Source organism: Gilvibacter sp. (assembly GCF_013214815.1).
In the GTDB taxonomy this organism is placed as follows: Bacteria; Bacteroidota; Bacteroidia; order Flavobacteriales; family Flavobacteriaceae; genus Gilvibacter.
Window position 1 is genome coordinate 1 of sequence record NZ_JABSPU010000024.1, and the last position, 24,430, is coordinate 24,430.

Consider the following 24,430-nt stretch of genomic DNA (forward strand, 5'->3'; position numbering starts at 1 on the left):
AACATAGTCAAAGTTACGCTCAATATCGTACTTTGTATAGAACTGAATCACACTCTCTCCAGAAGTAGAAAGGTCAATTACACCAGAAGTAAGTGTTCCGTTAGAACTGTTTGTATAAGGAATAGTACTAGAACTTCTCAAAGAACGTGTTCCAGTAAACCCATTCAAAGATGAATTGTTCCATGCTCCAGTAGCTGTCCAATTGGTTAGACTGTCTGTATCTGGATTGTCAGAGAATAATACGGTTGGGTTGTAAACTTTCTCAATTTCTGCCTCATAGATCACGTTTCCGTCATCATTGCGCAAAGAAATAGTGTATGTAAAGGTATCGTCAGCTTGGATGTACGTATCTAAGCTAACTGGGGTTGTTAGGTTTGTCCAAGCACTAGATCCACTAATTCCAAGTCCGTTTGCATTTAAAGTCACTGCAGAACCAGTCATATTGGTTCCTGGAGTCACTACTAAGTCAAAATCACTAGCGGTTTGTCCAACACGCTCAATACCAAAAGTAAGAGTAGGGTTAAGGCTAGTCACGTCAGACTGAGTCATGTCGTGGAATTTGGCGTATTTACCTCCGTAGTAAATAGAAGACATATAAATACGTACTGCACGTTGTGCAATAGGTACGATATCCGTAGATGAAGGCCAGAATCCAGTACCTCCGTGTTCTGGAGTAGTTCCTAAAATATTCTGTCCAGATCCAGTAGATCCGTTCCCATCGGCAGCTCCACCAACCATCCAGTCGTCAGCAATTCCGTTTGCAGGGGTGAAAATAGTAGCACCAGATACGTAACGGTTGTATCGCGTCATCTCTGCGTGCCATGCGTGCATTTCATTTTCACGTCCAGTTACGTTTCCAGGAATACCTCCATAAGGGTGTGGAATACTGTTTGCGAACGAGTGGTTCATCAAAACTGTTTGGAAGTCCCTATCAGGGTCTGAACCTGCATCTGGACCATCATACAGCATAAAGTCTCTTAAAATTCGTGATTCTGGCTCAGAGAAGGCAGAAGGACCACGGTAAGAATCAGAACTAGGAGTCCCTGAAGAACCAGAACCCGCGGTTCCCCAGAAATAGTCAAAGTTTCTGTTCAAATCAACTCCACGGCTTGTGTTTCCAGAAGAAGTACTTCCAGAATCTCCGGCATTCACACGTAAGTTCTTACGTTGCAAACCACCACCAGAAGGAGTGATCACTTCATTCCAACGCAAACCATCAGGGTTTACCACAGGAATGAAGTAAATTTCGTTATTGTCTAAAAGCTCAGTAACACGGTTATCAACACCGTAGTTCTCAAGCAAATACCACATGAAGTAAATATTACTCATCAAAGAGCTTACCTCTCTAGAGTGGATCATTGAAGTAAAAAGCATTGCTGGTTTAGATCCCTCAGCAGACGCCTGATCACTCGTCATACGCACGTAATAGATCGTTTGAGCAGCAAAAGTAGCTGAACCCAATGTATTACCATAAGTAGTCTCTCCTGTTGGACTGGCATCGGCACGTGCAGACACCAAACCTGGGAATAGGGTGCGCATCTCGTCTAACTCAGCCATAACTTCGTCTACCGTTAAACATCCACCAAAGCTTGCTCCAAGGTTGAAATTAGTTGGGATAGCCCAGTCAATTTCTGAAGAACCTGTGTACTGCAAGAAACTATCTTGAGTAGTGCTGCTCACAGAACCTTTAGCAGCAATTCGTTCTGCCTGAACGGCTTTCATTTGTGCCAATTGTGCTTTTGCCAGAGGAAGGTCTTTAGCAGCGACTTCTTCATAGTGCGCGTAGAGATCGTCAATCAATACCATATAAGGTATGTTCAAACGATCCAATGTTTTTAACTCTGTTGGCAATAATTCCAACTTGAGTACATCATGTCCAGAAGATGCATCGTGGTCGTGGGTAACACCACATCTTAGATCGACACCATTGTCGACTAGCATTTTAGACACTTCTGCCGTCACGTTACTAAGTACAACGCGTTTAGCAGTTTCCTGTGCGAGCAGTCCTGTAGACACAAGCAATGCCATTACAAAAGTAATAGCCTTTAGAGGTAGTTTCGGGTTCATAACTGTTGATTTAGTGGGGCCAATAGCTATTGGCGTGTTCATTTCGCGGATCGAACACAAAGAGGAAATCGAAGTAATTCTTTGTCCTGAGAAACAAGCGGTTAAGTAGGCTCGAATTCGGAATGAAGAATACGGGGGTTTCATATTCGATTCGTGGTTAAGGTTAAGTTTAAACGTTTTAGGCTGTAATTCAGCCGTGGACAAAAATGTGTATTAAAATCCATTTGACCAAGAAAAAACACGATTTTTTTGCACTTCATCCGTAAAAAGTGCATTTCGTCGATGTTTTCAAAGGAGTTGAATTAACAATTGTTAGTTTATTCTTGTAGGAAATAATGAGGTGGGTGTAGGTAATACTTTAATTTAGAAGTTTAGGTGGTTTAGGCGCTTCTATAAGTACTGTATCGTTTTGTATTGCAGGAAGTGAATTTGAGGTAGTAGTAATTTGGGCGCCTCCTCTTCGCTAATGCTGCGAAGCACCGCGCTCTACGCTGTATCTTTCCGCTAGCGCGAAAAGGATGCCGCTGCGATCGCTGGCGCGGGGTGGGGTAAGAATTCATGGCTTTACTCAGTTGAAAGTGCGTTTCCCTAATTACCCTTTGAATTTACTGGGATAAATTATTTCTTTTGACCAGGTATGAAAATTAGGATTCGAATATTGCTCCTATTAGTCTTGGTGTTAAGCAGTATTTCTTTATTGAATGCTCAGTCTACTAACAAAACAGTGCCTTCAATAACCTATGAAGGTATTGCTGTCAGACCCTTTATTGACAGATTAAAGCAAAAAATCCTTTCAGACACTATTAAGTTTAATCGCAATGACCTTGTTCATATTAATGGTAGAACAGTCAATAAAGACCCTTATTCAATGTTGATCGTAGTGAACATGAAGTACAGCTACCGATTTGATATAGTGGATTCAGCTTTGGTGAAGTCATTTGTGCAAGAGATTTTGCAAAGTGAGAACATTTTGTCAATAGACTATATAGAAAAGCCTTACTCTGTGCACTTTGCAGGTACAGTTGCTGATGAAGGTTTAATTACCACCAAACCCAGAATAAAGTTGAATTTTGAAGTGGGCGGATTAAAATATTTTAAGGGAAGAAAACGAAAGGGTGGAAATAATTTTCTTCAAATAAGGCCAGGTGAAGTAATGACCTGTACGTGAAGTGGAGACTTACCTCGGCTTCGCCTCGGTGAGTCTAAATAGGGAAGCCTTAACAAGCATAAGAGCCCAAAGCTGCTTCGAAGCTTTATTTCTCATAGCCATAATGAGACTTACCTCGGCTTCGCCTCGGTGAGTCTAAATAGGGAAGCCTTAACAAGCATAAGAACCCAAAAAGCCCGTCGGGCTTTTACTGTGTTTTTTCACACCCTTTCGCTTTGAAAGCAAGCTTTCAGCTTAGGGTATAAAAAAACCCAGCACCTTCGGTGTTGGGTTCTTTTTTGTAGCGAGAGGGAGACTTGAACTCCCGACCTCCGGGTTATGAATCCGACGCTCTAACCAGCTGAGCTACCTCGCCGTTTTTAACAGCGAGCAAAGATAACAACAAATCTTCTCAAGCCAAATAAAGCGGTCAATTTTTGTTTTATTTTTTTAATTCAAGTTTTATTCTTTTCTACTTTCAAATTAATATATATATTGGAGCGTTCCAATCTTAAAAACGTAATGAGCGACAAAGTCAAATACGAAATGGAGTTTCCTATTCATGCGTCTCCATCCCTCTTGTTTCAATATATTTCTACACCTTCCGGACTCTCAGAGTGGTACGCAGATAATGTGAACTCCAGAGGAGAGCTTTTTACCTTTATTTGGGACGGTAGTGAAGAACAAGCTAAGCTCATCAGTAAAAAAAGTGGAGAACGTGTCAAATTCCGTTGGATGGAAGATGAGGACACCGACTATTATTTTGAACTCCGAATTCAGGTAGACGAGATCACCAAAGACGTTTCTCTAATGGTCACTGATTTTTCAGAGGATGACGAAATGGAAGAAGGTAAAATGCTTTGGGACAATATGATCTCAGAACTCAAACATATTTTGGGATCGGTTTAAATCTGGTCCTTATAAGTGGTATCTTTGCTCCCGTAAAAACGGGAGTTTTTTTATGCATATCATTAACGGTACCCTCAGCTCAGAAACTAGCATTCACGCTAATGACAATCGCGGTTTAAACTACGGTGACGCCGTCTTTGAAACCCTTCGTGTTCAACAGGGAAAGATCCTTTTTTGGGAAGACCACTATTTTAGACTCATGTCTGCCATGCGTATCATGCGTATGGAGATTCCCATGGAATTCACTCCAGAGGCTTTGAGTGAGCAAATTCAGGAGTTGGTTAAAGCTCACGAGCTGACTTCCAAAACAGCTGTTGTAAAATTACTGGTCTATCGCAAGACCGGAGGTTTATACCGGCCAGAGCAATTGGATGTAGCCTATACCATCAGTTTGCGCGCTATTGATTCTCCCTTTTACACCTTAGAGGAATCTGACTATGAGGTAGAGCTATACAAGGATCACTATTTGAGCCCTTCTTTACTTTCTACTCTAAAAACTAACAATAAGGCCCTACAGGTTCTCGGTAGTATTTATGCCGACGAAAATGATTACCAAAACTGTCTTGTGGTCAATACTGATAAGCAGATCGTTGAAGCTTTGAACGGGAACTTATTCTTGGTTAAAGGAGATCGTATAAAAACACCACCCATTAGTAGTGGTTGTTTGAACGGCATCATGCGAAAGCAGATTCTTAAGCTATTGCTTGAGTTGCCGGATTATTTGATAGAGGAGGGGCCGGTATCACCATTTGAGCTCCAAAAGGCAGACGAGATGTTTATTACTAATGTGGTACAAGGCATTCGTCCTGTGACCAAATACCGCAAAAAACAGTACACCAATACGGTGGCTAAAGACCTTATTGGAAAATTAAACGCACGCGTGCGCTTGTCTTAGTTATAGTGTGGGTTTTCTGGAGCGTTTGACCACAGAGCGTAATCATCTCCAAACTCGATCATTTTTTCCTTCCAGAAATTCTGATAGCTCATTCCAATGACTTCATTATCGTAAGGGTTTTTCATAACAATCCAGCTGTTGATCTGTATTTCTTCATCCAGCTGCTCGCTGGCCCAGCCCGAGTACCCTAAAAAGAATCGAATGTCTTCCTGAGAGATCTTGCCTTCTTCTAGGAGCTTCATCACAGCTTCAAAATCACCGCCCCAATAGATTCCACTGGCAATCTCAACACTGTCGGGAATCATTTCGGGAATTTTATGGATGAAATAGAGGTTGTCTTGCTCCACAGGCCCACCTTTATAAACCGTAATGTCAGAATCGATCTCGGGGATCAGATCATTCAAGGTAAACTCTAAAGGTTTGTTTAGGATAAAACCAACGGCTCCGGCATCATTCACCTCGGCCAGTAAAACCACCGAACGGTTAAAAGAAACGTCGGTTAAAATAGAAGGCTCTGCAATAAGTAGCACGCCTTTGGTTGGTTTTAGTGTTGGCATAAGTAAATCTAGAAATAAATCCCTAGAAAAGCAAAACCCCGCGATTTGCGGGGTTTTACCTTAATTTTATTGCGTTTGTGACTAGTTCACAGAGTTAGATAATTCTGAACCTGCTTTGAATTTTACCACGTTTTTAGCAGCAATTTTGATTGTTTTCCCAGTTTGTGGGTTACGTCCTTCACGTGCAGAACGCTTAGAAACAGACCAAGATCCAAATCCAACTAGAGATACTCTGTTTCCTTTCTTAAGAGCTCCTTCTACATTTCCACAAAAAGACTCTAGTGCTTTTTTAGCTGCTGCTTTAGTGATTCCAGCATCGGCCGCCATTGCGTCGATTAAATCTGATTTATTCATAATTTGAACTTTAAATTAAATTAGTGGTTAAACGTTATTATTTTATTGCCTTACAAATTTAATCGGATTATCGGTCCATGCAAGGAATGGCGCGGGAAATGAGCGTTTTTGTTAATAACTCGAACCCATTGTTAATAACGGATACACTTAATCGATTAAATTCATCCAGCCCATACTCTGCGCGGGTTTATTGGACATTGGAATCTGATGGGATGCTGAATCCATTCAAAAGGTCAGAAGCGTTCATTTTACGTTTTCCAGACAATTTGAGTTCCAAAAGATTGATCCAACCATTTTCAATGGCGACGCGGATGCTCTTTTTGTCACAAACGAGACTTCCAATTTTTAGATTGTGCTCTGCAGGTTCAAAAGCTACCTTGTAGATCTTAGCAGATACCACTTCACCTTGTAAGACAAATTCAGTCCAAGCGGCAGGAAACGGATTTAGGCCCCTTACCTTATTATATATATTCTGACCTGGAAGACTCCAATCAATACGTGTATTCTCTGCATGCAGCTTTGGCGCAGGTTTAAAGGACCTATCTTTTGGCTGAGGTTGTGCTTTAATCTCACCCGATTGAATTGCAGTAACGGTCTCCACCACTAAAGAAGCTCCTAATTGCATCATTCTATCGTGGACTTCCCCCGTAGTCTCATCGGCACCAATAGCCATAGGCTTGCTGGCAATAATGGCTCCTGTATCTATTTTTTCATCAATGAAGAAAGTAGTTACTCCCGTTTCTGTTTCTCCATTAATCACTGCCCAGTGAATAGGGGCAGCACCGCGATATTCTGGTAAAAGCGATCCGTGGAGGTTGAAGGTTCCAAATTCAGGCATGCTCCAAACCACTTCCGGCAGCATTCTAAAGGCGACAACCACAAAAAGGTCAGCTTTAAGTTCCCTTAAGGACTCTAGAAATTCTGGGCTTTTCAACTTTAGAGGTTGTAACACAGGTATTTGGTGTTTTAGACCAGCTTCTTTAACTGCAGATGCTTTGAGTTTTCTCCCTCGTCCAGCAGGTCTATCCGGCGCAGTAACCACACCGACAACCTCTTGACCTGCCTCGATCAAAGCCTCCAATGAAGCCACTGCAAATTCCGGAGTACCCATAAATACTATTCTCATCGCTTATATCTTGGTAAATGTTTGATCCATATTCATTTGAACGCGCCCATCATCTAGGAGTGATTGCAAAAGCCGTCCGATGTATGCTGGCGTAAAATTAAGCCTTTCTGCAAGTTCATCACGGCTCAGGCCACCATTTTCTAGTAGCGTCATGATATCTTGCTGGCTAGGTGGTTTTTGTGACGAACGAGTTCTGGAATCACAGAGATCACAATTTAAACAAGGTTCCGACTCCTCTTGATCAAAATAAGTGGCAATCAATTGCTGCCGGCAACCGGATTCCGTATGGATGTAGTCTTTTAAGGCGTTGAACTGTTCCACTTTTTGACTGTGGTACTGTTCAATATGTTTTCCAAAAGGGTAGAGGGTCCGAGCATCCTCTCGCGGTGTTAAGAAGGTGATATTGGCATCAGATTCTCTCAACTCAAGTGTAGCTACTCCTTGATTGGCCATAAATTCCAATTGCTCGATCAAAAATCTTTCAGAGCGATTGACCTGTCTGGCCAAGGGTTTAAGTCCAATTCGCGCAGGAGCTTCCGCGATACCGGGATAGCTCCTCAGCAAGAGTTGTCCTAAAACTCCCGATTGGGGATTCTTTTCTAAGAAATCCAAAAGAGCGGAATTAGGAGCTGTGAACTGAAATTGAGTCTGCTTACTAAAAACGGGACTCAATCTGAGAATCCCTAATCGATCCATCATTTGAAAACTCGCATAGGTCTTTCCATAGGGCAATTCATAGTCCGCGCAAAAGTTGGCGAAATCTATGGGATAGGCTTCAAAAGCACCTTCTCCATAGGCGATTCGTAAATGCTGTTGTAAGCTCTTATATACCTGTGTAGTGAATTGCAGGTCAGGCAATTGGTTCACGTACATTTGTTCTGACTGTCTGAGGTCATCGGCCCCAATAAGTAGGGTAGCAATCGCAGCCTGATTGTCGCGTCCAGCTCTTCCGGCTTCTTGGTAATAGCTCTCTAAGCTATCAGGCAACTGAAAGTGAATCACAAAACGCACATCAGCCTTGTCAATGCCCATTCCAAAAGCATTGGTAGCAACCATAACCAAATTATCACTTTGCAACCAATAAGTAAGGCGTTGTTTGCGTAATTCTGTATCGAGACCGCCGTGATAGGCCATGGCAGGTATTCCAGAGGCTTCCAAATGTTGGGCGAGCTGCTCTACACCCTTACGGCTGCGCAAGTAAACAATTCCAGAACCATCTTGGCGCTGTAGCAATTGTACTAGGGTCTTTTGCTTGTCGGAGACTTTTTTGACCTCATACCTTAAATTGGGACGGGCTAAACTGCTAACATGAACAAGAGGGGCCCGCAGATTTAGTAATTGTTGGATGTCCTCAACTACACGAGCGTTGGCGGTAGCCGTCAATGCAATTACGGAAGCTTCTGGCAACAGGCTTCGCAGGACGTTTAATTTAGCATAGGAGGGTCTGAAATCATGCCCCCATTGCGAGATGCAGTGTGCCTCATCAATGGCAATTAGCCTTGGTTGCATTTGCTTTATTCTGCTTTGAACCAAATCTTGCTGCAGGCGTTCTGGGGAGAGGTAAAGGAATTTATAATCCCCATAGATACAATTGTCCAGTATTCGGTCCACGGCCTCAAAAGAAAGCCCTCCACTAAGGGCAACTGCTTTGATGCCACGGGCTTTGAGTTGTTCTACTTGATCTTGCATCAGCGCCACCAAAGGGCTAATAACCAGAGTGATGCCTTGATGCATCAATCCAGGTAGTTGATAACAAAGACTCTTCCCGCCGCCGGTAGGCATCACTGCTAAAACATCTCGGCCAGAAACGCTGGCTTCAATGATCTTTTGTTGACCAGTTCTGAAACTGGCATAACCCCAATATTGTTCTAGCAGTTCTCGGGGATTCATTCGTGGTTTAATTCATTGAGAATGAAGTGTACGCGCTCATCTATGCTCAAGCGTGGAACTTCAAGGAGTTCATATCCAAAATATTTGTAGCGCAGATCGAGGCTCTCATGCAGATCTACCGCCTGCTCAAAAGTCTCAAAACGCCCGCCATCAGCATGAAAAATAGCTTCCCAAGGTGGCATTATAAATACTTGATCATACTTGTGATCCGTACAGTAGGCTTCAAATTCAGCGCCGTATTCTTGATTGAAATAATCCATATAAGCGAGCACGTCAGGTAGCCCACGATCATAAAATACCGGATACTTCTCCAGGGCCGCACCAGCAAAGAACTGTTGCTGTCTTCCCAGAAGTAAGCGTCTGTTGAAACCGTCAGAATCCTTGGCAAAAACAATAGGATTGGTCGCAATTTGAGGACTGTCTTGAGTTGCAGTTTCCTCTGCCGTGAACTCTCGTATTACCTCAGGAAATACCTGATAACCTTTCTGCATTAAAGCGTCAATTACGGCAGTCTTTCCTGTGCCAGGTGCTCCGGTAATAACAATACGATGTTCTTTGTTTTCCATCTCGTTAAAGATAAGGGGTTTTATTGCCCTTAGCCAAAGGCAAAAAGCGGGCCGAATTACGAGCAAAGTTGAGGATAATTTTTTCGTTGTGAAAGACGTATCTTTGTCCTACTTGAAATAGTGCAATATATTCATGAATAATTCCCAGAAAACCGAAGAGTTTTATCAGCGACTAAAAGCGCAATTGGAAGAGAATTTCAGTTGGCCTTCTACCTATTTATACAAATTCATAGTCCCGTCGGACCCTGAAAAAATCACGGCAATCAAAGACATTTTTGCCAATTCTGGAGCTGATCTGCAAACCAAGGAATCCTCCAAAGGAACCTTTACCAGTGTATCGGTAAAAGTACGCATGAAATCTCCGGATGCAGTTATTGAAAAATATTTAGAAGTTTCTAAGGTAGAAGGGGTGATTTCCCTATAATTTACTATTTTGCAAACTCTAGGACTTACCCTTATTTACTAAGCATTTTATTTTGATAGATCAATTAGAATACAATACCGAGCGACCGCATTTGATCATTCCGGAATACGGCCGTCATATCCAGAAAATGGTAGATCATTGTCTGGCCATAGAAGACCGTGAAGCCCGCAACAAATGTGCTAAAAGCATCATCGCTGTGATGGGTAATTTAAACCCGCACTTACGCGATGTGCCTGATTTTCAGCATAAATTGTGGGATCAGCTCTTTATCATTTCAGATTTTAAGTTGGATGTGGACTCTCCCTATCCAAAACCTTCTATTGAGGAGCTTCGCGAAAGGCCAGAACATTTAGGTTACCCGCAAAACCACCCTAAATATCGTTTCTACGGAAATAACATCAAGCGCATGATTGATGTGGCTATTGGGTGGGATGAAGGCGATATGAAGAATGCCTTGGTGATCAATATCGCCAATCACATGAAAAAGTCCTTTTTGAATTGGAACAAAGACACGGTAGAAGACGCTGTGATCTTTGAACATCTGTTTGAACTTTCAGAAGGGAAACTCAATTTGAAAGACTCTTCAGAAGACTTAAGCGATTCTAGCGATCTGCTCAAGACCAAAAAACGATTCCAACAAAAGAAGACCTCAGGCAAAAAAGGAGGCAGAAACAGAAAACGTCACTAACACCTACATTTTTTAATGGGTACATTTCAGATCGAAGGAGGCCACCGTCTCCAAGGTGAGATTCAACCACAAGGAGCAAAAAACGAAGCTTTACAAATACTTTGCGCAGTCTTACTGACTCCGGACGAAGTTATCATTGAGAACATTCCCAATATTCGGGACGTCAATAAGCTCATTACCATACTCGGTAATCTGGGTGTAAAAATTCAAAAGCTCGGAGAAGGTCGCTACGCTTTTAAAGCAGACGATGTAAATCTCAAGTATCTCGAATCTGAACTTTTTAAAGAGGAGGGAAGCTCCCTGCGCGGTTCCATTATGATTGTTGGGCCGTTATTAGCGCGTTTTGGGAAAGGATATATTCCAAGACCTGGAGGCGATAAGATTGGCCGCCGTAGACTCGATACCCACTTTGAAGGCTTTATCAGATTAGGGGCAAACTTTCGCTACAACAAAGAAGAGCGCTTTTACGGTGTAGAAGCTCCAGACGGGTTGGAAGGAACCTATATGCTTTTAGATCAGGCCTCTGTGACTGGAACAGCCAATATTGTGATGGCAGCGGTTCTGGCCAAAGGAACTACTACGATCTACAACGCGGCATGTGAACCTTATTTGCAACAGCTTTGTAAAATGCTGAATGCGATGGGGGCGAAGATCAGCGGTGTTGGCTCAAACTTATTGGTGATTGAAGGTGTAGAATCTTTAGGTGGGTGTACACACCGCATTTTGCCCGATATGATCGAGATCGGATCTTGGATCGGTTTGGCTGCTATGACTCGTTCAGAGATCACCATTAAGAATGTGAGTTGGGAGAACTTGGGATTGATCCCGGATACCTTCCGCAAACTGGGGATCAAACTCGAAAAGAAAGGGGAGGACATCTTTATCCCTGCACAAGAATCTTATGAGATCCAAGGTTATATCGATGGATCTATATTAACGGTTGCAGATGCACCTTGGCCAGGATTTACTCCGGATCTATTAAGTATAGTATTGGTAGTGTGTACGCAGGCTAAAGGATCTGTGCTTATCCATCAAAAGATGTTTGAATCTCGTTTGTTCTTCGTGGATAAACTAATAGATATGGGAGCTAAGATCATTCTCTGTGATCCGCACCGCGCGACGGTTATTGGCCATGATTTCCAATCCAGCTTAAAGGCGACCACTATGGTCTCTCCAGATATCCGCGCAGGTATTTCTCTATTGATCGCTGCACTTTCTGCCAAAGGCATCAGTACCATCAACAATATTGAACAGATTGATCGAGGTTACGAAAGAATAGACGAGCGATTAAGAGCTATTGGTGCAAAGATTACGCGCCTGAACTCTTAGCCTGACTGCTATATTGTTGTTTGCGACTCTTGTTGATCTCGTCTTGTAGTTTTCTGCGGATCTGTTGTTCGCGTTCTAAACTGCGTTGACGGTAACTTTCATATTCGTCTTCAACTTCTTGAAGCTTTACTTTAGAAGCTTTAGTTACCGCATTGCTGTTTCTAAATCGGAATATAAATACTAACAACAAAAACAGCAGACCTCCAATGATACTCCACATAATAGTGTTGTAGGTACCCTTGCTGGTTTGACTGCCAAAGAAGCTCATGTTATCTACAGCTTGTTGGGTATTACCTAGTTCGGTCTGTAGATTACTCAATTCTTGTTGCAACTGAGCAACCTGAGATTCAAGATCTCCAACTGTGGTTTTTAATGCAGTGACCTCTGCCTTATAAGAGGCTACCGTATCACTTACCGCTTTTTTAAGATTGTCTAGTTTGTAGCGCTTTACAACTTTGTAATCTTCGTAGCGGTTGGACTTGTCAATCACATCGACAAAGTGCTCGTCGAGTGTTTTTACAGACTGTTGCGCAAAAGCGGGGGTGCTGGCCAACAGTGCAATAAAAGCGAATATTTTCAATACAGGATTCATGTGTGCTAGTTTTCTAACGTGATAAATGTACATCTTGAATGTAGAAAAGACACATTAGGAAGCTTAAATTTTCATTATTATCGACGAATAGGCGGTTTAGCCTTATGCCGATTGTGGTTGAGTTTCCTTAACGCTGCAGCTCAGCGCACCAGAAGGGCAACGTCTGACTTGCTTGATGATTTTCTGCATGGGTGCACCCTCAAGATCAATCCACGGAATTACTGACGTTCTAAAGACCGAGGAAAGCTCTCTGGCGCATCGCTCTGCGTTAATACATTTCTTGGGCTCAAATGTGACCGTTAAGTCACTACTGGAGTACTTGTGCAATGGGGCATTCATAGGTTAAGATTTGCAGGGGTTAGTAATTATGGGGTGAATTACATCGATAAATATATCAAAATAATCGATTAAAAGCCAACGATATAGAAAAATCCTACAAATATAATATAGTAATCAACAATATAAGGCTCAGCTATTTAAGGAAATCTTAACTAACTAAGCCTGTGGATTCAATTAACTTCGCACTCACACTAAATTCATTAACATGAGAAACTATTTCTTTCTTTTGGTATTTGCTCTTTCGGCTACCGCATGGGGCCAAGTAAGTACCCCCGCACCAAGTCCATTTCAAAAAGTGGAGCAGAAAGTCGGATTAACTGATATTACTTTAGAATACTCTCGTCCAAGCATGAAGGGACGTAAAGTATTTGGTGACCTAGTGCCTTACGGTCCAGTTTGGAGAACTGGTGCTAACGCCAACACTAAAATTACATTCAGCTCTGCTGTAACTATTGGCGGAAAAACCCTAGAGCCAGGAACATATGCGCTTTACAGCAAGCCAGGTGAGAAAAGCTGGGAGATCATTTTTTACAGCGATGCCACCAACTGGGGAAATCCACGTCAATGGGACGAATCTAAAGTTGCAGCTTCTGTAACTTCTCAAGTTTGGTCTATGGATATGCCTGTAGAAACATTCACAATTACTTTTGATGATCTTTCTAATAACGCCGTAAACCTCGGAATCATTTGGGAGAACACTTATGTTCGAGCGACTATTGAAGTTCCAACGGATAAAGCGGTTATGGCGAGCATTGATCAAACTATGGCCGGCCCTAGTGGAAACGACTACTACGCTGCAGCTGTTTACTACCTACAAGAAGGTAAAGACATGAAGCAAGCACAGCAGTGGATTGATAAAGCTATTTCTATGCGTAAGGATCCTGCATTTTGGATGTACCGCCAAAAGTCTTTGATCCATGCTAAAATGGGAGACAAGCAAGGAGCTATTGCAGCGGCGAAAACCTCTTTAGAATTGGCTGAGAAAGCTGGTAACAAAGACTATGTAGCTTTGAATCAGAAATCATTGAAAGAGTGGGGCGCTAAATAAGCTAAACTCTTTACAATATTAAAAAAGGCGTCTTCAACAGACGCCTTTTTTTATTCTTTATTGTCAAAGCTTTGGAAGAGTATCGCAATGATTATCACTAAGGCACATCCAATTAAATTTAGCCATAGATACGGAATGACATCCCAGAACCACAAGGCAATGATAATGGCTTGGGTCAGTATTGCAGCGGCAAATACAGCACGACTCTTTACGTATTTGATAAAGAAGGCCAAAAGAAAGATTCCCAAAACGTTTCCGTAGAAAATGGAACCAATGATATTGACCAATTGAATGAGGTTCTCAAAAAGGTTGGCCACACAAGCAATTAAAATCGCCAGCACACCCCACATCGCTGTAAACCACTTTGATTTATTGATGTAGAAGCTCTCATCTCGTTCTTCTGAGTGACTGCGTTTATATATATCAATGGTAGTTGTGGTTCCCAAAGCGTTGAGCTCAGACGCTGTAGAGGACATCGCTGCGGATAGGATCACCGCCAATAATAGCCCGATGAGTCCCTTGGGTAGGTTGTTTAATATATAATGGATAAACACATAGTCTTTGTCATTGACTGTTGCGTTCGGGTTAACTTTCAAAATAAGCGTTTTGGCTTGCTCACGTAGCTCTTTATCCTTGCCTTGTAAACCTTTCATATGATTTAATAGCTCAGGATCTTTCATACTGCTAGAGTTAGCAGCCATGGCGTTTTGAACCTCGAAAAGTTCAACTTCAACAAGGCCTCGCTCTGCTTCAAGAGCCTCGTATTGATCCGCATAAGGACTCGCCATAACCTCAGCAACGTTACTCGGATTAAAATGTAGGGGCGCACTGTTGTATTGGTAAAAAACGAATACCATCACTCCGACGAGCAGAATAAAGAACTGCATAGGTACTTTAAGCAAACCGTTGAACATAAGTCCTAACTGACTCTGTTTCACGGATTGTCCGCTGAGATAGCGCTGTACCTGACTTTGATCCGTTCCAAAATAGGAGAGCATTAAAAAGGTACCTCCAATGATTCCACTCCAAACGGTATAGTTGTTTTCAAAATCAAAGGAGAAATCCAGAATATCCATTTTTCCACTGGCTCCGGCAATGTCCAATGCTTTGGTAAAGGTGACCTCTTCTGGCAAGCCATCTAAGATCAAATAGAAGGCTATGAACATTCCTGCAAAGATCACGGCCATTTGTTGCTTTTGTGTTACACTAACAGCTTTTGTTCCACCAGTTACGGTATATATGATCACCAATACTCCAATAATGATATTGAGCATATACAGGTCCCAGCCCAATACTGCAGAGAGAATGATCGCTGGAGCAAAGATGGTGATCCCCGCAGATAGGCCGCGTTGCACTAAGAATAGAAAAGCCGTAAGTACACGGGTTTGTCCATCAAAGCGTTGCTCTAAAAACTCATAGGCCGTATACACCTTAAGCTTGTGATACAGCGGAATAAAGACCATACAAATAATGATCATGGCAATAGGCAGTCCAAAATAGAATTGCACAAAGCCCATTCCGTCGTGAAAGGCTTGCCCTGGAGTAGAAAGGAAGGTAATTGCACTGGCCTGAGTGGCCATGACAGAAATACCTACCGTCCACCATTTTGCAGAATTCCCTCCGCGCAGGTAATCGGAGACTTTGCTGTGTTTACGAGTCTTCCAAGCTCCGTAAATAACAATAAAGAGCAGGGTAGTGGCCAATACCAGCCAATCTTCTAATTGTAAGCGATTCATTGGCTGAATTGATTCATGAGGATGTAAAACAAGATTCCGTAGGCGAGATTAGCGACTAGGATCAAGGTATACCATTTATTCCATTGTTTGGGAGTCTTCATTATTTCCCGATCGATAAGAGATTAGCAAACAATCTATAAGCTCCTGGAACTCCTGCCGGGAGCTCTCTAAAGAAACTCAGCCCGGTGTAAACGTAATGGCCCTTTCCGTGCTTAGCTACTAACAGACTCCCTTGAGAAGGACTATTGGCTTGCTCATCCTTCATTTCAAGAAGGGCTTCGTAATTGGAATCCCAACTGCTCGGAAAATACAGGCCGCGTTCTTGTACCCAGCCTTCAAAGTCTGCTGCCGAAATTTTATTAGGACTGTTAAGCGCCGGATGATTTGGTTTGAGTAAAGTCACAGGTGCATACTCATCGGTAACGCGCTCTCGACTGAGTTGAATTGGGTAAGGAGCAAAATCGGCAGTGACCAGCCTATGGCTAGTATTGTATTGAACGATTACATTTCCACCTTGCTCAACATAGTTGGCAACTACCTCTTTTTTGAACTCCAATTCAGCAACCGTATTGTATGCGCGAATTCCAAAGACCAAAGCGTCATAGGATGCCAAGTTTTCTGCGGTGAGTTCTTGCGGAGATAAGGTAGTCACCTCATACCCAATTTGTTTGAGACTCTCTGGAATGGCATCACCAGCGCCATTGACATAGGCAATGCGCTCTCCGCGTTTCTCTATGGAAATACGAGCCACTTTTGCTTTTGAAGGCACTAAAACATTGAGAAACGGAATATGTGGGTAATCGATCTGTATTAATTCTTTAGTGTAAACTTGGTCACCTACAGAAACCTCTGGGGTAATATATCCCTCGCTTTGATCGGAAGGCGGAGTAACTTCAATATTAATTCTCAGAGATTCTCCCTGATCCATCAATTTGAAATCGACACTGCTTGGAGACGCGGTCCATCCTTGAGGAACTTTGAGGCGTAATGTACCTTCAAGATTGTTTTCTCCTGCCGTCACCAAAACAGGAATAGTCTGGGATTGGGCGCTAGGAAATACAATAACCTTCTCCTCAATAGCTGTGGTGACCGCAGGGACCACATCAAAGGGTTGGTAAACTTCTCCAGCAACTGGGTCGTTATACTTGTGGATCACATTTTTGGTAACCATCATATGAACACCATTGATGCTAATGCTGAAATTAACAGGGAATCTTTTAGGTGCTTCCGGAAGGCCAATCAAGTCTTCCTGTTTCACTTTGTACATCCCTAAACTGCCTTGTTCACTCAACCAATATGGGGCTGTGTATTGGCGCACAGGGTTAAAAGATCCATTCAAGCTTTCTGTGTTATAGCCTTCATTGGGTGCTAAAGTGACCGCAGCGAACATATCTGGAAATTTAAACTCTGTAGCAGATACGCTGTTTAATTTTACGTTCAGGTCTGATCTGTTTATCGCTTCAACAGAGACAATTGGGTTACTTTCAAAAGTTACCATTTGCTGATTGGATCGCGCTTCTAAAAAGATACCACTGCAGTCCAGTATTATTTTTTGAAGTGCCTCTAGTTTGATAGTTTTCCAATAGGAATCCGGGGATTTTTGAAGCAATTGGTAGGCCTCCAAAAGCTTTGGAACATTGGCTGCTGGGTTTAAAAAGTCGAAGTTTTCAGTAACTTCTTTAATGATAGCACCAACAGCTTCTCCTCCGGAGATTCGCGACCAAGTTGTGTCAACACCGTCGAATAAATTCTCTTTATTTTCTGGAAAATCTCCTTTAATAAATTCCAACCATTCGGTTTGATTGCCTCGACTACCCGTGCTACCAAATCCTTGAGTTTTGTGCATGCTTCTGCTTAAAGCCGCGATCTCTCCATTAGAAAGTCCAGTAGCTGGGAAGTAATTGCCAGTTTCTACGGCGAATAGATTGGTCTTATCGGCTTTTTCAAAGTTCTCACGGCTACCGTAAAACCACCAACTGGTGTTGAATAAAAGTCGTTTGGGTTGCCAGACACCATATTTTTCTGCAGACTCTGGGAAAACTGTAGGATCTCCAGCCATATCAAAAGCTTCAACACTTAACATAGCAGATGCTGTGTGATGTCCATGTGTCGTCCCTGGAGTTCTGTGGTTAAATCTGTTGATGATGATATCCGGTTTGTAGCGACGTATGTTCATTACTACATCTCTAAGAACATCATCTTTATCCCAGATTTGCAAGGTCTCATCAGGATGCTTTGAAAAACCAAAATCTACGGCTCGCGTAAAAAATTGACTGCCGCCATCAGCCGCGCGAGCTCCAAGAAGTTCGTAGGTGCGAATTACTCCAAGCAATTCGCGGATTTCTGGCCCGAGTAAGTTCTGTCCACCACCGCCACGAGTTATTGCCAAATATGCCGTTCTGGCTTTGACATCGTTGGCCAAATAGGAAATCATTCTGGTGTTCTCATCATCAGGATGGGCAGCTACGTAGAGCGCTGTTCCAAAGAAGCTCAGTTTTCTGAGGTCTTCATATATTTTTGAGGAGGTTGGTTTTTCTGGTTTTTGGCCCCAGCCGAATAGGGGAAGCCCAAGGGCGAGGAGCAATAAAAAGCCTTTTAAACGCATGGGTGGTAATTGGAATGGTTTGCTCAAATATAGCCAAATTCAACCCCCTGCTTCAGGCTGTTAATGCTTCTTTAACATTTAATCGGATTTACCCTGTACGATTTCACTCAAGCCTTTGTAAACTAAATGTGTGGGCAAGCCCATAACAGTAAAGAAGGAGCCCTCTATTCGCGGAACGGCAACATAACCCAGCCATTCCTGAATTCCATAGCTTCCCGCTTTATCATAGGGTTTGTGTGTATCGATATAATAAGCGATTTGCTCTTGACTCAGTGTATCAAACCAGACCTTTACCTTATCATGCATGACCAACTGCTGCGTGGTTGTGGTAATACAAATTGAGGTAATCACTTCATGATAGTTTCCAGACAAAGCGCTGAGCATGGCAATGGCCTCATCTCGATCCGCAGCTTTTTCTAAGGGTTTGCCTTGAAACCAGACAATGGTATCACTGGTGACCAAGATGTCTTTCTTCTTTAGATCATCAAACGGAGTTGCCTTCAATTTTGCCAAATAGTTGGTGATCTCTTCTTCTTTAAGGGAGTCTGAATAGACCTCATTCACCGGTCTAATGTCCAAGACAAAATCAAACCCCATTCCTTTAAAGAAGTTCTGCCTGCGTGGTGAAGCAGAGGACAGTATAAGTCTGTAATCCTTTAATCGATCTTCTAACAACATTATTTATAGGGGTATATCAAAAGTGAAATTAGTCCAAGGACCATAATTATCTTCAACAGTATAGATAAGAAGCCATAGTCTTCTCTTGAGCTGGCGGACCAACTTTTTATACAGAATAAAAGGAGCGGTGCGCCTAAGGCGATAAAGAAATAAGCCAGCATCAGCTCAGAATACAAAAAGTTAGAATAGCCGTAATACAGCACTGCGGTTAGGGTGAAGACCCCTAAGGCAAAAACCACCATATTGCTGCGTTCCCTTCCAAGAGCAATGGGTAAGGAGTTTACTCCAAAGTTTTTATCACCATTAATATCAATGATGTCTTTGACAATCTCTCGAATAAAATTCAGCACAAAAGCAAATACAGCATAATGCAGAAGCAATCCCATGACTTGTAATTGCAAGTCTTGATTTGCAGGGTGGGCTACAGGCGCTAGATCAAAAACCCCAACAATCAAAACCACGAAAGCAGTAAGTAGTCCAACCAAAAAGTTCCCTGCTAGCAGCACTTTTTTTAGAGCGGTTGCATAGAAATAAAGCAAAACAGAAACCAGCACAAAAAGCGCTGCAAAATTTGCTTTGTCTATGGCATAAGCGATCCAAAATCCAATGGCAACACCAAGAACGTTTAAAGCGACATAAAAATTAAAAGCCCACTTTTCAGAAATCTTAGATCCAATCAGGACCCTGTCTGGTCTATTGATCTTGTCAATGCCGCGATCTTCAATATCATTGATAACATAACCTCCAGCTGCGATCAAAGTGGTAGCCAGAATCAAAATAATAAAGTTGGTCGTACTCAGTGCTTCGCTAACACCAAAGCTTGGAAAAAATGCCCATTTGATCACCGCTTGGGTTGCAATGATGATCAAGAGGTTCTTCCAGCGGATCAGTTGTAGAATTGTACCTACACCCATTTTGTATGTACTTTTAAGACCTGCTCGATCAAATCTCTAGCGCAGCCTTCTCCACCGCGTTTATGCGAAATATATTCTGAAGCAGCCTTTACTTCTGGGACCGCATCTTGCGGGCAGGTAGCCAAGCCTACGGCTCTAAGGACTGGGATATCTGGGATATCATCACCCATATAGGCGATCTCTTCTGGACTAACCTGATGTTCCTGACAATAAGCCTCTAAAAATTGTGCTTTTTGATGCGCTCCCAGGTATACCTGTTTGATCCCCAATCCTTCTAAGCGGGTGCGTACGCCTTCATTGGTACCTCCGGAGATGATCGCAACATTAAAGCCCATGTCTACCGCATATTTAAGGGCAAATCCGTCTTTGATGTTCATGCTTCTAAGCAATTCACCACTACTGGTCACTAAGACCTTCCCGTCAGTAAGAACGCCGTCCACGTCAAAAATAAAGGTGGTAATCTGTGCTAGTTTGGTTTTATAACTCATGTATTCTGGGAGTTTTGAATGGCTTGGGTTAATAGGGTGTATATTTTTTGATTGGCTTCTGATTGAATCTCTAAATGCGCTTCCATGATGCCTTGATCTCCGCGTTTTGCAGGACCAGTTTGAACGTCGGATGGACGGTTGTCCATGACCTTATTTGCTGTTTCTAGAATAAGTGGGTGCAAGAGGTCGAAGGGTAAATCACGACCGTCTAGAATTTCATAAGCACGTTGATACAACTGGTTCACAAAATTGTTCACATAAACGGCCGCTAAGTGTAGATGCTTTCTATCGTCGCTGTTCATGCGGACCACGCGTTGGGTCAACAAGCTACAAAAGTACTCGAGAAGTTCATAGTCTTTTTCTGTTTCGGCTTCCAAGCAAAAGGGGATAGTACTAAAATCTACCGCTCTGGATTTGCTGAATGTTTGTAGCGGATAACAAACGCCGCGTCTTTGACCGGCAATTGCGTTTAAAGTTTGAGCCCCAGAAGTATGGGCCAAAAGACCGTGTTTTTGCTCCAATTTCTGGGAGACTTTGGAAATGGAATCGTCACTCACAGCTATTATGGTGAGATCTGCAGCCGGTAAGGCTAGCGGATCTGTTGTCGTGAGAACCGCGTCAAATGACGCCAAGGTTTCCGCATTTCTACTCAGAACACCGACCAATTGAATCTCTTCCAAGGGAAGTATAGATTCATAAAAATGATGGGCGAGGTTTCCGCTGCCTACAAGAGCCAGTTTTATCATAAAAACGAAGGTAATGAAATTTTGTCGGCAGGCAGGAGTTTAAACAAAATAGGCGGTGTCAATTTTTCAATAAAAAGTTCTTAGGAATTCCCCAGTTTTGAGCTTAATTTTTTGACGCTTGTTTCGTAAATTTGCATCAAAATTGCGGAATGCAAAACAAGCTGCTCTCTATCCTCTTTTCAACGCGATTAACCGCGGTACTCTTTATCGTTTTTGCCGCAGCCATGGCAGTAGGTACTTTCTTAGACGCCTCACAGACCACATCGCCCACACCTTTTACCAATCATTACATCTACAAAGCCTGGTGGTTTGAAGCTATTATGGCCTTGTTCATGATTAATTTTATCGGGAACATCAAGCGCTATAGACTTGACAAGCGTGAAAATTGGGCAACGCTTTTGTTGCACCTTTCCTTCATTCTGATCTTATTTGGTGCCTTTGTTACGCGCTACATCGGTTACGAAGGTGTAATGCGAATTCGTGAGGGCGAGACGGAGAATACCATGCTCAGTGCAGAGGTCTTTTTAAAGGTCTTTATAGATGGTGATTCTATTGTTGATGGAATGAAGCAGCGCCGAAACCTCAAACCGCGTCAGGTTAATTTTTCAGAAAGACTTGCAGACAAATACCGCGGAGACGAGATCCTCAGTACCGATTATAACGGGCAAGAGGTTAGTTTTAAGTTTTTAGACTATATCTCTGGTGCTAAGGAAGATCTTATTCCTGGTGATGAAGGAGCGCAATACTTAAAATTGGTGGAGGCCAATGACGGAAACCGCCACGAACACTGGTTAGAAGACGGAACGGTCACTCAAGTCCATTCTTTGGCGTTTGCGTTTAATCAACCCACCAACGGGGCGATCAACATTTTTTACAGTGAAGAAGAAGGCTTTGAGATCTCAACCCCCTTGGAAGGAACCTACCTTAGAATGGCAGATCAGCAGCAAGGTGCTGTAGTAGCCGATAGCGTGCAGCAGCTGCAACTCAGATCCCTTTACCAAATTGCGGGGAATCAGTTTGTATTCCCAGAAGGTTTGACGCAAGGAAAATACGGTATCGTAAAAGCGCCAAAAGAAGAGCAAAGCCAGGTAGATGCACTGTTTTTAGAAGTAACTTCTGGAGGTGAGACCAAGCCACTGACTTTGATTGGTGGACAAGGGAACGTGCCGGACGTGGAACTGACAACCGTTGGCGGTTTGGAGATCTATTCCAGCTATGGTGCCAAAGAACTGGAGTTGCCCTTTAGCTTGACTCTAAACGACTTTATTGCGGATAAATATCCAGGAACCGAATCTGCCTATAGCGCTTTTAAAAGCAAACTCACGGTCAATCCAGAATCTGGCGAATCTTTTGATTACGACATTTATATGAACCACGTTTTGGATCAAGGCGGTTACCGTTTCTTCCAAGCGTCATTTGATGCCGATGAAAAGGGTACCATTTTGAGTGTCAATCACGATTTTTGGGGAACCTGGATCACTTACATCGGTTATTTCTTGTTGTATTTAGGATTGATGATGATCCTTTTTGATCGAAGAACTCGCTTCGGAAAACTCAAGCAAATGCTAGAAAAGGTCAAGACAAAAAAGGCGGCATTGATGATCGCTGCTATGATTGGGACAGCCGGTTTTGCACAGGATTCGCATAATTCAGGTTTATCTACAGAAGTTATTGAAGCTCAGATCGTGGATATGGCTGTAGATAAGGAACATGCAGGCAAATTTGGACGTCTGATCATTCAGGACAACGGCCGAATGAAGCCCATCAATACCTTCTCATCAGAATTACTAAGGAAGATCAGCCGCAGCGATACTTACGCTGGACTAACGGCAGATCAGGTTTTCTTGTCCATGAGTCAACATCCGCAATTGTGGATCGATGTACCCATTATTTATTTGCCGAGAGGAAACGACAGTATTCGTAAGATCATCGGAGTTCCTAAAGACGTCAAGGCCATTTCGCTTCTAGACATTGTAGACGAGCAAGGAAACAACAAATTGGATCCGTACTTGACAGAGGCTACCAGAAAGAACAACCCCAACAAGTTTGAAAAGGATTTCATCAAGGTATACGAACACGTTTATCTTTTAAATCAGGCGCTGACCGGAAGTATATTAAAGATTTTCCCAGTTCCAGGCGACCTCAATAATACCTGGGAATCCACTTTGGCAATTCGTACGCGTATGCAGACCAAGGACGATTCCATCAAAGGACAGCTCTTGCCGGTATACCTGCAAACCCTTCGTGACGCTCGCTCTGATGGGAATTACGAGAATGCCGATAAACTCTTGGATGCCATCACCGTTTACCAAAAGAACAACGGGAGTGAGGTCTATCCATCAGATCAGAAGATCGATGCAGAGATCACCTATAATCGTGCTGATATTTTTAACCGTTTGTACAAGTATTTTGCCATGATCGGTTTGGTGATGTTCTTGATGATTATCTGGCAGATCTTTAACGACAAGAAATTTTTAAAAGGAGCTATCAACGTATGCCGCGTCATAATTTGGGCCTTCTTTGTACTGATGACCTTAGGTTTGGCTGCGCGCTGGTATATCAGTGGACACGCGCCGTGGAGTGATGCCTATGAGTCCGTGATCTATGTGGCTTGGGCAACGGTGTTCTTCGGATTGGCTTTTGGTAGAAAATCTGTACTTACCGTAGCTTCTACAGCCTTTGTGGCATCCATTATCTTGTGGGTGGCTCATGAGAATTGGTTAGATCCTTCCATTGCTAATTTGCAGCCAGTTCTGGATTCTTATTGGTTGATGATACACGTGGCGGTGATCGTAGCGAGTTATGGACCCTTTACCCTCGGTATGATATTAGGAATAGCAGCCTTATTGCTGATGGTACTCACCACCAAGAAGAATAAAGAGCGCATGAAGCTCAATATTGAAGAGATCACCATCATTACGGAATTGGCCTTAACGGTTGGTTTGGTGATGTTGACCATTGGTAACTTCCTTGGCGGACAATGGGCCAATGAGAGTTGGGGACGTTATTGGGGATGGGACCCTAAAGAGACCTGGGCACTGATCAGTATTATGATCTACGCCTTTGTCATTCACATGCGATTGGTTCCGGGTCTTCGAGGACGCTGGACCTTCAATTTTGCCGCTGTGATCGCTTATGCGTCTATTATGATGACTTATTTTGGTGTGAACTTCTATTTGACAGGATTACACTCTTACGCCAGCGGAGACAAACCGATCACTCCAGGATTTGTTTACTACACGCTAGGTTTTATCGCGATCCTCAGTACAGCCGCTTGGATCCAATACAAGAAACACTACAAAAAAGTAAAGGCCTGACGTTTTAAAACGCAC

The 24,430-nt window shown here is 42.8% G+C and carries 22 protein-coding genes and 1 tRNA gene; 8 read left to right on the forward strand and 15 right to left on the reverse strand.

Annotation, left to right across the window (positions count from 1 at the left end):
- A partial coding sequence (locus tag HRT75_RS06935; protein WP_291184347.1) for a M14 family metallopeptidase occupies nt 1-2,067 on the reverse strand: 2,067 nt, incomplete at its 3' end.
- Between the two features lie 658 nt (nt 2,068-2,725).
- Between HRT75_RS06935 and HRT75_RS06940 the strand changes: the two genes are divergently transcribed.
- The gene (locus HRT75_RS06940; protein ID WP_291184350.1) at nt 2,726-3,235 is read left to right on the forward strand and encodes a hypothetical protein; all 510 of its coding nucleotides are present in this window, start codon (nt 2,726-2,728) and stop codon (nt 3,233-3,235) included.
- A gap of 281 nt (nt 3,236-3,516) precedes the next feature.
- On the opposite strand, the gene HRT75_RS06945 is transcribed toward HRT75_RS06940, so the two are convergent.
- A tRNA-Met gene (locus tag HRT75_RS06945) sits at nt 3,517-3,590 on the reverse strand.
- A gap of 146 nt (nt 3,591-3,736) precedes the next feature.
- Here HRT75_RS06945 and HRT75_RS06950 point away from each other — a divergent pair.
- The gene (locus HRT75_RS06950) at nt 3,737-4,123 is read left to right on the forward strand and encodes an START-like domain-containing protein (RefSeq protein ID WP_291184353.1); all 387 of its coding nucleotides are present in this window, start codon (nt 3,737-3,739) and stop codon (nt 4,121-4,123) included.
- A 52-nt stretch (nt 4,124-4,175) separates the two neighbouring features.
- Entirely contained in the window at nt 4,176-5,018 is an 843-nt protein-coding gene (locus tag HRT75_RS06955) for an aminotransferase class IV (protein WP_291184355.1), read from the forward strand.
- On the opposite strand, the gene HRT75_RS06960 is transcribed toward HRT75_RS06955, so the two are convergent.
- From HRT75_RS06960 to HRT75_RS06980, 5 genes are all read right to left on the reverse strand, one after another.
- Nucleotides 5,015-5,575 (reverse strand): YqgE/AlgH family protein, encoded by a 561-nt coding sequence (locus tag HRT75_RS06960; RefSeq protein WP_291184358.1) that lies wholly within the window; start codon nt 5,573-5,575, stop codon nt 5,015-5,017. The two genes, HRT75_RS06955 and HRT75_RS06960, sit on opposite strands and share 4 nt — an antisense overlap.
- Before the next feature lie 81 nt (nt 5,576-5,656).
- Entirely contained in the window at nt 5,657-5,929 is a 273-nt protein-coding gene (locus HRT75_RS06965) for an HU family DNA-binding protein (protein ID WP_087525164.1), read from the reverse strand.
- A gap of 187 nt (nt 5,930-6,116) precedes the next feature.
- Nucleotides 6,117-7,055, reverse strand: coding sequence for a methionyl-tRNA formyltransferase (gene fmt / locus HRT75_RS06970; RefSeq protein WP_291184364.1), 939 nt, complete (start codon nt 7,053-7,055; stop codon nt 6,117-6,119).
- 3 nt (nt 7,056-7,058) lie between these two features.
- A complete protein-coding gene (locus HRT75_RS06975; protein WP_291184367.1) occupies nt 7,059-8,945 on the reverse strand; it encodes a RecQ family ATP-dependent DNA helicase in 1,887 nt (628 codons plus the stop codon).
- Nucleotides 8,942-9,511, reverse strand: coding sequence for an ATP-binding protein (locus HRT75_RS06980; protein WP_291184370.1), 570 nt, complete (start codon nt 9,509-9,511; stop codon nt 8,942-8,944). Before HRT75_RS06980 ends, HRT75_RS06975 begins: the two co-directional genes overlap by 4 nt.
- Nucleotides 9,512-9,644: 133 nt before the next feature.
- Between HRT75_RS06980 and HRT75_RS06985 the strand changes: the two genes are divergently transcribed.
- The 3 genes from HRT75_RS06985 to murA are packed head-to-tail and all read left to right on the forward strand — an operon-like array spanning nt 9,645 to nt 11,952.
- Nucleotides 9,645-9,935 carry a DUF493 family protein gene (locus HRT75_RS06985; protein WP_291184373.1) on the forward strand — a complete coding sequence of 97 codons (291 nt, stop codon included), beginning with the start codon at nt 9,645-9,647 and terminating at the stop codon, nt 9,933-9,935.
- Nucleotides 9,936-9,987: 52 nt separating this feature from the next.
- Nucleotides 9,988-10,623, forward strand: coding sequence for a DUF4290 domain-containing protein (locus tag HRT75_RS06990; protein ID WP_291184375.1), 636 nt, complete (start codon nt 9,988-9,990; stop codon nt 10,621-10,623).
- Between the two features lie 15 nt (nt 10,624-10,638).
- Nucleotides 10,639-11,952: a UDP-N-acetylglucosamine 1-carboxyvinyltransferase gene (gene murA / locus HRT75_RS06995; protein ID WP_291184377.1), complete on the forward strand. Its 1,314-nt coding sequence runs from the start codon at nt 10,639-10,641 to the stop codon at nt 11,950-11,952.
- Here murA and HRT75_RS07000 read toward each other — a convergent pair.
- Entirely contained in the window at nt 11,933-12,544 is a 612-nt protein-coding gene (locus tag HRT75_RS07000) for a hypothetical protein (protein WP_291184380.1), read from the reverse strand. The genes murA and HRT75_RS07000 overlap by 20 nt on opposite strands.
- 102 nt (nt 12,545-12,646) lie before the next feature.
- Nucleotides 12,647-12,883 (reverse strand): (4Fe-4S)-binding protein, encoded by a 237-nt coding sequence (locus HRT75_RS07005; RefSeq protein WP_291184383.1) that lies wholly within the window; start codon nt 12,881-12,883, stop codon nt 12,647-12,649.
- 205 nt (nt 12,884-13,088) lie between these two features.
- On the opposite strand from HRT75_RS07005, the gene HRT75_RS07010 reads away from it, so the two are divergent.
- Complete coding sequence (locus HRT75_RS07010; protein WP_291184386.1) at nt 13,089-13,931, forward strand: DUF2911 domain-containing protein; 843 nt, start codon at nt 13,089-13,091, stop codon at nt 13,929-13,931.
- A gap of 50 nt (nt 13,932-13,981) precedes the next feature.
- Here HRT75_RS07010 and HRT75_RS07015 read toward each other — a convergent pair whose 3' ends face one another.
- The 6 genes from HRT75_RS07015 to HRT75_RS07040 all read right to left on the reverse strand — a co-directional run bounded on the left by HRT75_RS07015 (nt 13,982) and on the right by HRT75_RS07040 (nt 21,098).
- Nucleotides 13,982-15,667, reverse strand: a complete 1,686-nt coding sequence (locus tag HRT75_RS07015; protein WP_291184389.1) for a sodium:solute symporter — start codon at nt 15,665-15,667, stop codon at nt 13,982-13,984.
- Nucleotides 15,668-15,767: 100 nt separating this feature from the next.
- Nucleotides 15,768-18,272 carry a PIG-L family deacetylase gene (locus HRT75_RS07020; protein ID WP_291184392.1) on the reverse strand — a complete coding sequence of 835 codons (2,505 nt, stop codon included), beginning with the start codon at nt 18,270-18,272 and terminating at the stop codon, nt 15,768-15,770.
- A 78-nt stretch (nt 18,273-18,350) separates the two neighbouring features.
- The gene (locus HRT75_RS07025) at nt 18,351-18,950 is read right to left on the reverse strand and encodes a Maf family protein (protein WP_291184395.1); all 600 of its coding nucleotides are present in this window, start codon (nt 18,948-18,950) and stop codon (nt 18,351-18,353) included.
- Nucleotides 18,950-19,864, reverse strand: coding sequence for a geranylgeranylglycerol-phosphate geranylgeranyltransferase (locus tag HRT75_RS07030; protein ID WP_291184398.1), 915 nt, complete (start codon nt 19,862-19,864; stop codon nt 18,950-18,952). Before HRT75_RS07030 ends, HRT75_RS07025 begins: the two co-directional genes overlap by 1 nt.
- A complete protein-coding gene (locus HRT75_RS07035; RefSeq protein WP_291184401.1) occupies nt 19,855-20,352 on the reverse strand; it encodes an HAD family hydrolase in 498 nt (165 codons plus the stop codon). Before HRT75_RS07035 ends, HRT75_RS07030 begins: the two co-directional genes overlap by 10 nt.
- A complete protein-coding gene (locus tag HRT75_RS07040) occupies nt 20,349-21,098 on the reverse strand; it encodes a Rossmann-like and DUF2520 domain-containing protein (protein ID WP_291184405.1) in 750 nt (249 codons plus the stop codon). Before HRT75_RS07040 ends, HRT75_RS07035 begins: the two co-directional genes overlap by 4 nt.
- A 149-nt stretch (nt 21,099-21,247) precedes the next feature.
- On the opposite strand from HRT75_RS07040, the gene ccsA reads away from it, so the two are divergent.
- On the forward strand, nt 21,248-24,415 hold the full coding sequence (gene ccsA, locus HRT75_RS07045) for a cytochrome c biogenesis protein CcsA (protein WP_291184408.1): 3,168 nt from the start codon (nt 21,248-21,250) through the stop codon (nt 24,413-24,415).
- The last annotated feature ends 15 nt before the right edge of the window (nt 24,416-24,430 follow it).

What these genes read in the sequence shown, in the direction of transcription:
- fmt (WP_291184364.1), bottom strand. Translation starts at nt 7,055, where the DNA reads ATGAGAATAGTATTTATGGGTACTCCGGAATTTGCAGTGGCTTCATTG.
- HRT75_RS06950 (WP_291184353.1), top strand. Translation starts at nt 3,737, where the DNA reads ATGAGCGACAAAGTCAAATACGAAATGGAGTTTCCTATTCATGCGTCT.
- HRT75_RS07005 (WP_291184383.1), bottom strand. Translation starts at nt 12,883, where the DNA reads ATGAATGCCCCATTGCACAAGTACTCCAGTAGTGACTTAACGGTCACA.
- HRT75_RS06985 (WP_291184373.1), top strand. Translation starts at nt 9,645, where the DNA reads ATGAATAATTCCCAGAAAACCGAAGAGTTTTATCAGCGACTAAAAGCG.
- HRT75_RS07040 (WP_291184405.1), bottom strand. Translation starts at nt 21,098, where the DNA reads ATGATAAAACTGGCTCTTGTAGGCAGCGGAAACCTCGCCCATCATTTT.
- HRT75_RS07015 (WP_291184389.1), bottom strand. Translation starts at nt 15,667, where the DNA reads ATGAATCGCTTACAATTAGAAGATTGGCTGGTATTGGCCACTACCCTG.
- HRT75_RS07000 (WP_291184380.1), bottom strand. Translation starts at nt 12,544, where the DNA reads ATGAATCCTGTATTGAAAATATTCGCTTTTATTGCACTGTTGGCCAGC.
- HRT75_RS07020 (WP_291184392.1), bottom strand. Translation starts at nt 18,272, where the DNA reads ATGCGTTTAAAAGGCTTTTTATTGCTCCTCGCCCTTGGGCTTCCCCTA.
- HRT75_RS06965 (WP_087525164.1), bottom strand. Translation starts at nt 5,929, where the DNA reads ATGAATAAATCAGATTTAATCGACGCAATGGCGGCCGATGCTGGAATC.
- HRT75_RS07010 (WP_291184386.1), top strand. Translation starts at nt 13,089, where the DNA reads ATGAGAAACTATTTCTTTCTTTTGGTATTTGCTCTTTCGGCTACCGCA.
- HRT75_RS06955 (WP_291184355.1), top strand. Translation starts at nt 4,176, where the DNA reads ATGCATATCATTAACGGTACCCTCAGCTCAGAAACTAGCATTCACGCT.
- murA (WP_291184377.1), top strand. Translation starts at nt 10,639, where the DNA reads ATGGGTACATTTCAGATCGAAGGAGGCCACCGTCTCCAAGGTGAGATT.
- HRT75_RS06975 (WP_291184367.1), bottom strand. Translation starts at nt 8,945, where the DNA reads ATGAATCCCCGAGAACTGCTAGAACAATATTGGGGTTATGCCAGTTTC.
- ccsA (WP_291184408.1), top strand. Translation starts at nt 21,248, where the DNA reads ATGCAAAACAAGCTGCTCTCTATCCTCTTTTCAACGCGATTAACCGCG.
- HRT75_RS06980 (WP_291184370.1), bottom strand. Translation starts at nt 9,511, where the DNA reads ATGGAAAACAAAGAACATCGTATTGTTATTACCGGAGCACCTGGCACA.
- HRT75_RS06960 (WP_291184358.1), bottom strand. Translation starts at nt 5,575, where the DNA reads ATGCCAACACTAAAACCAACCAAAGGCGTGCTACTTATTGCAGAGCCT.
- HRT75_RS07025 (WP_291184395.1), bottom strand. Translation starts at nt 18,950, where the DNA reads ATGTTGTTAGAAGATCGATTAAAGGATTACAGACTTATACTGTCCTCT.
- HRT75_RS07035 (WP_291184401.1), bottom strand. Translation starts at nt 20,352, where the DNA reads ATGAGTTATAAAACCAAACTAGCACAGATTACCACCTTTATTTTTGAC.
- HRT75_RS07030 (WP_291184398.1), bottom strand. Translation starts at nt 19,864, where the DNA reads ATGGGTGTAGGTACAATTCTACAACTGATCCGCTGGAAGAACCTCTTG.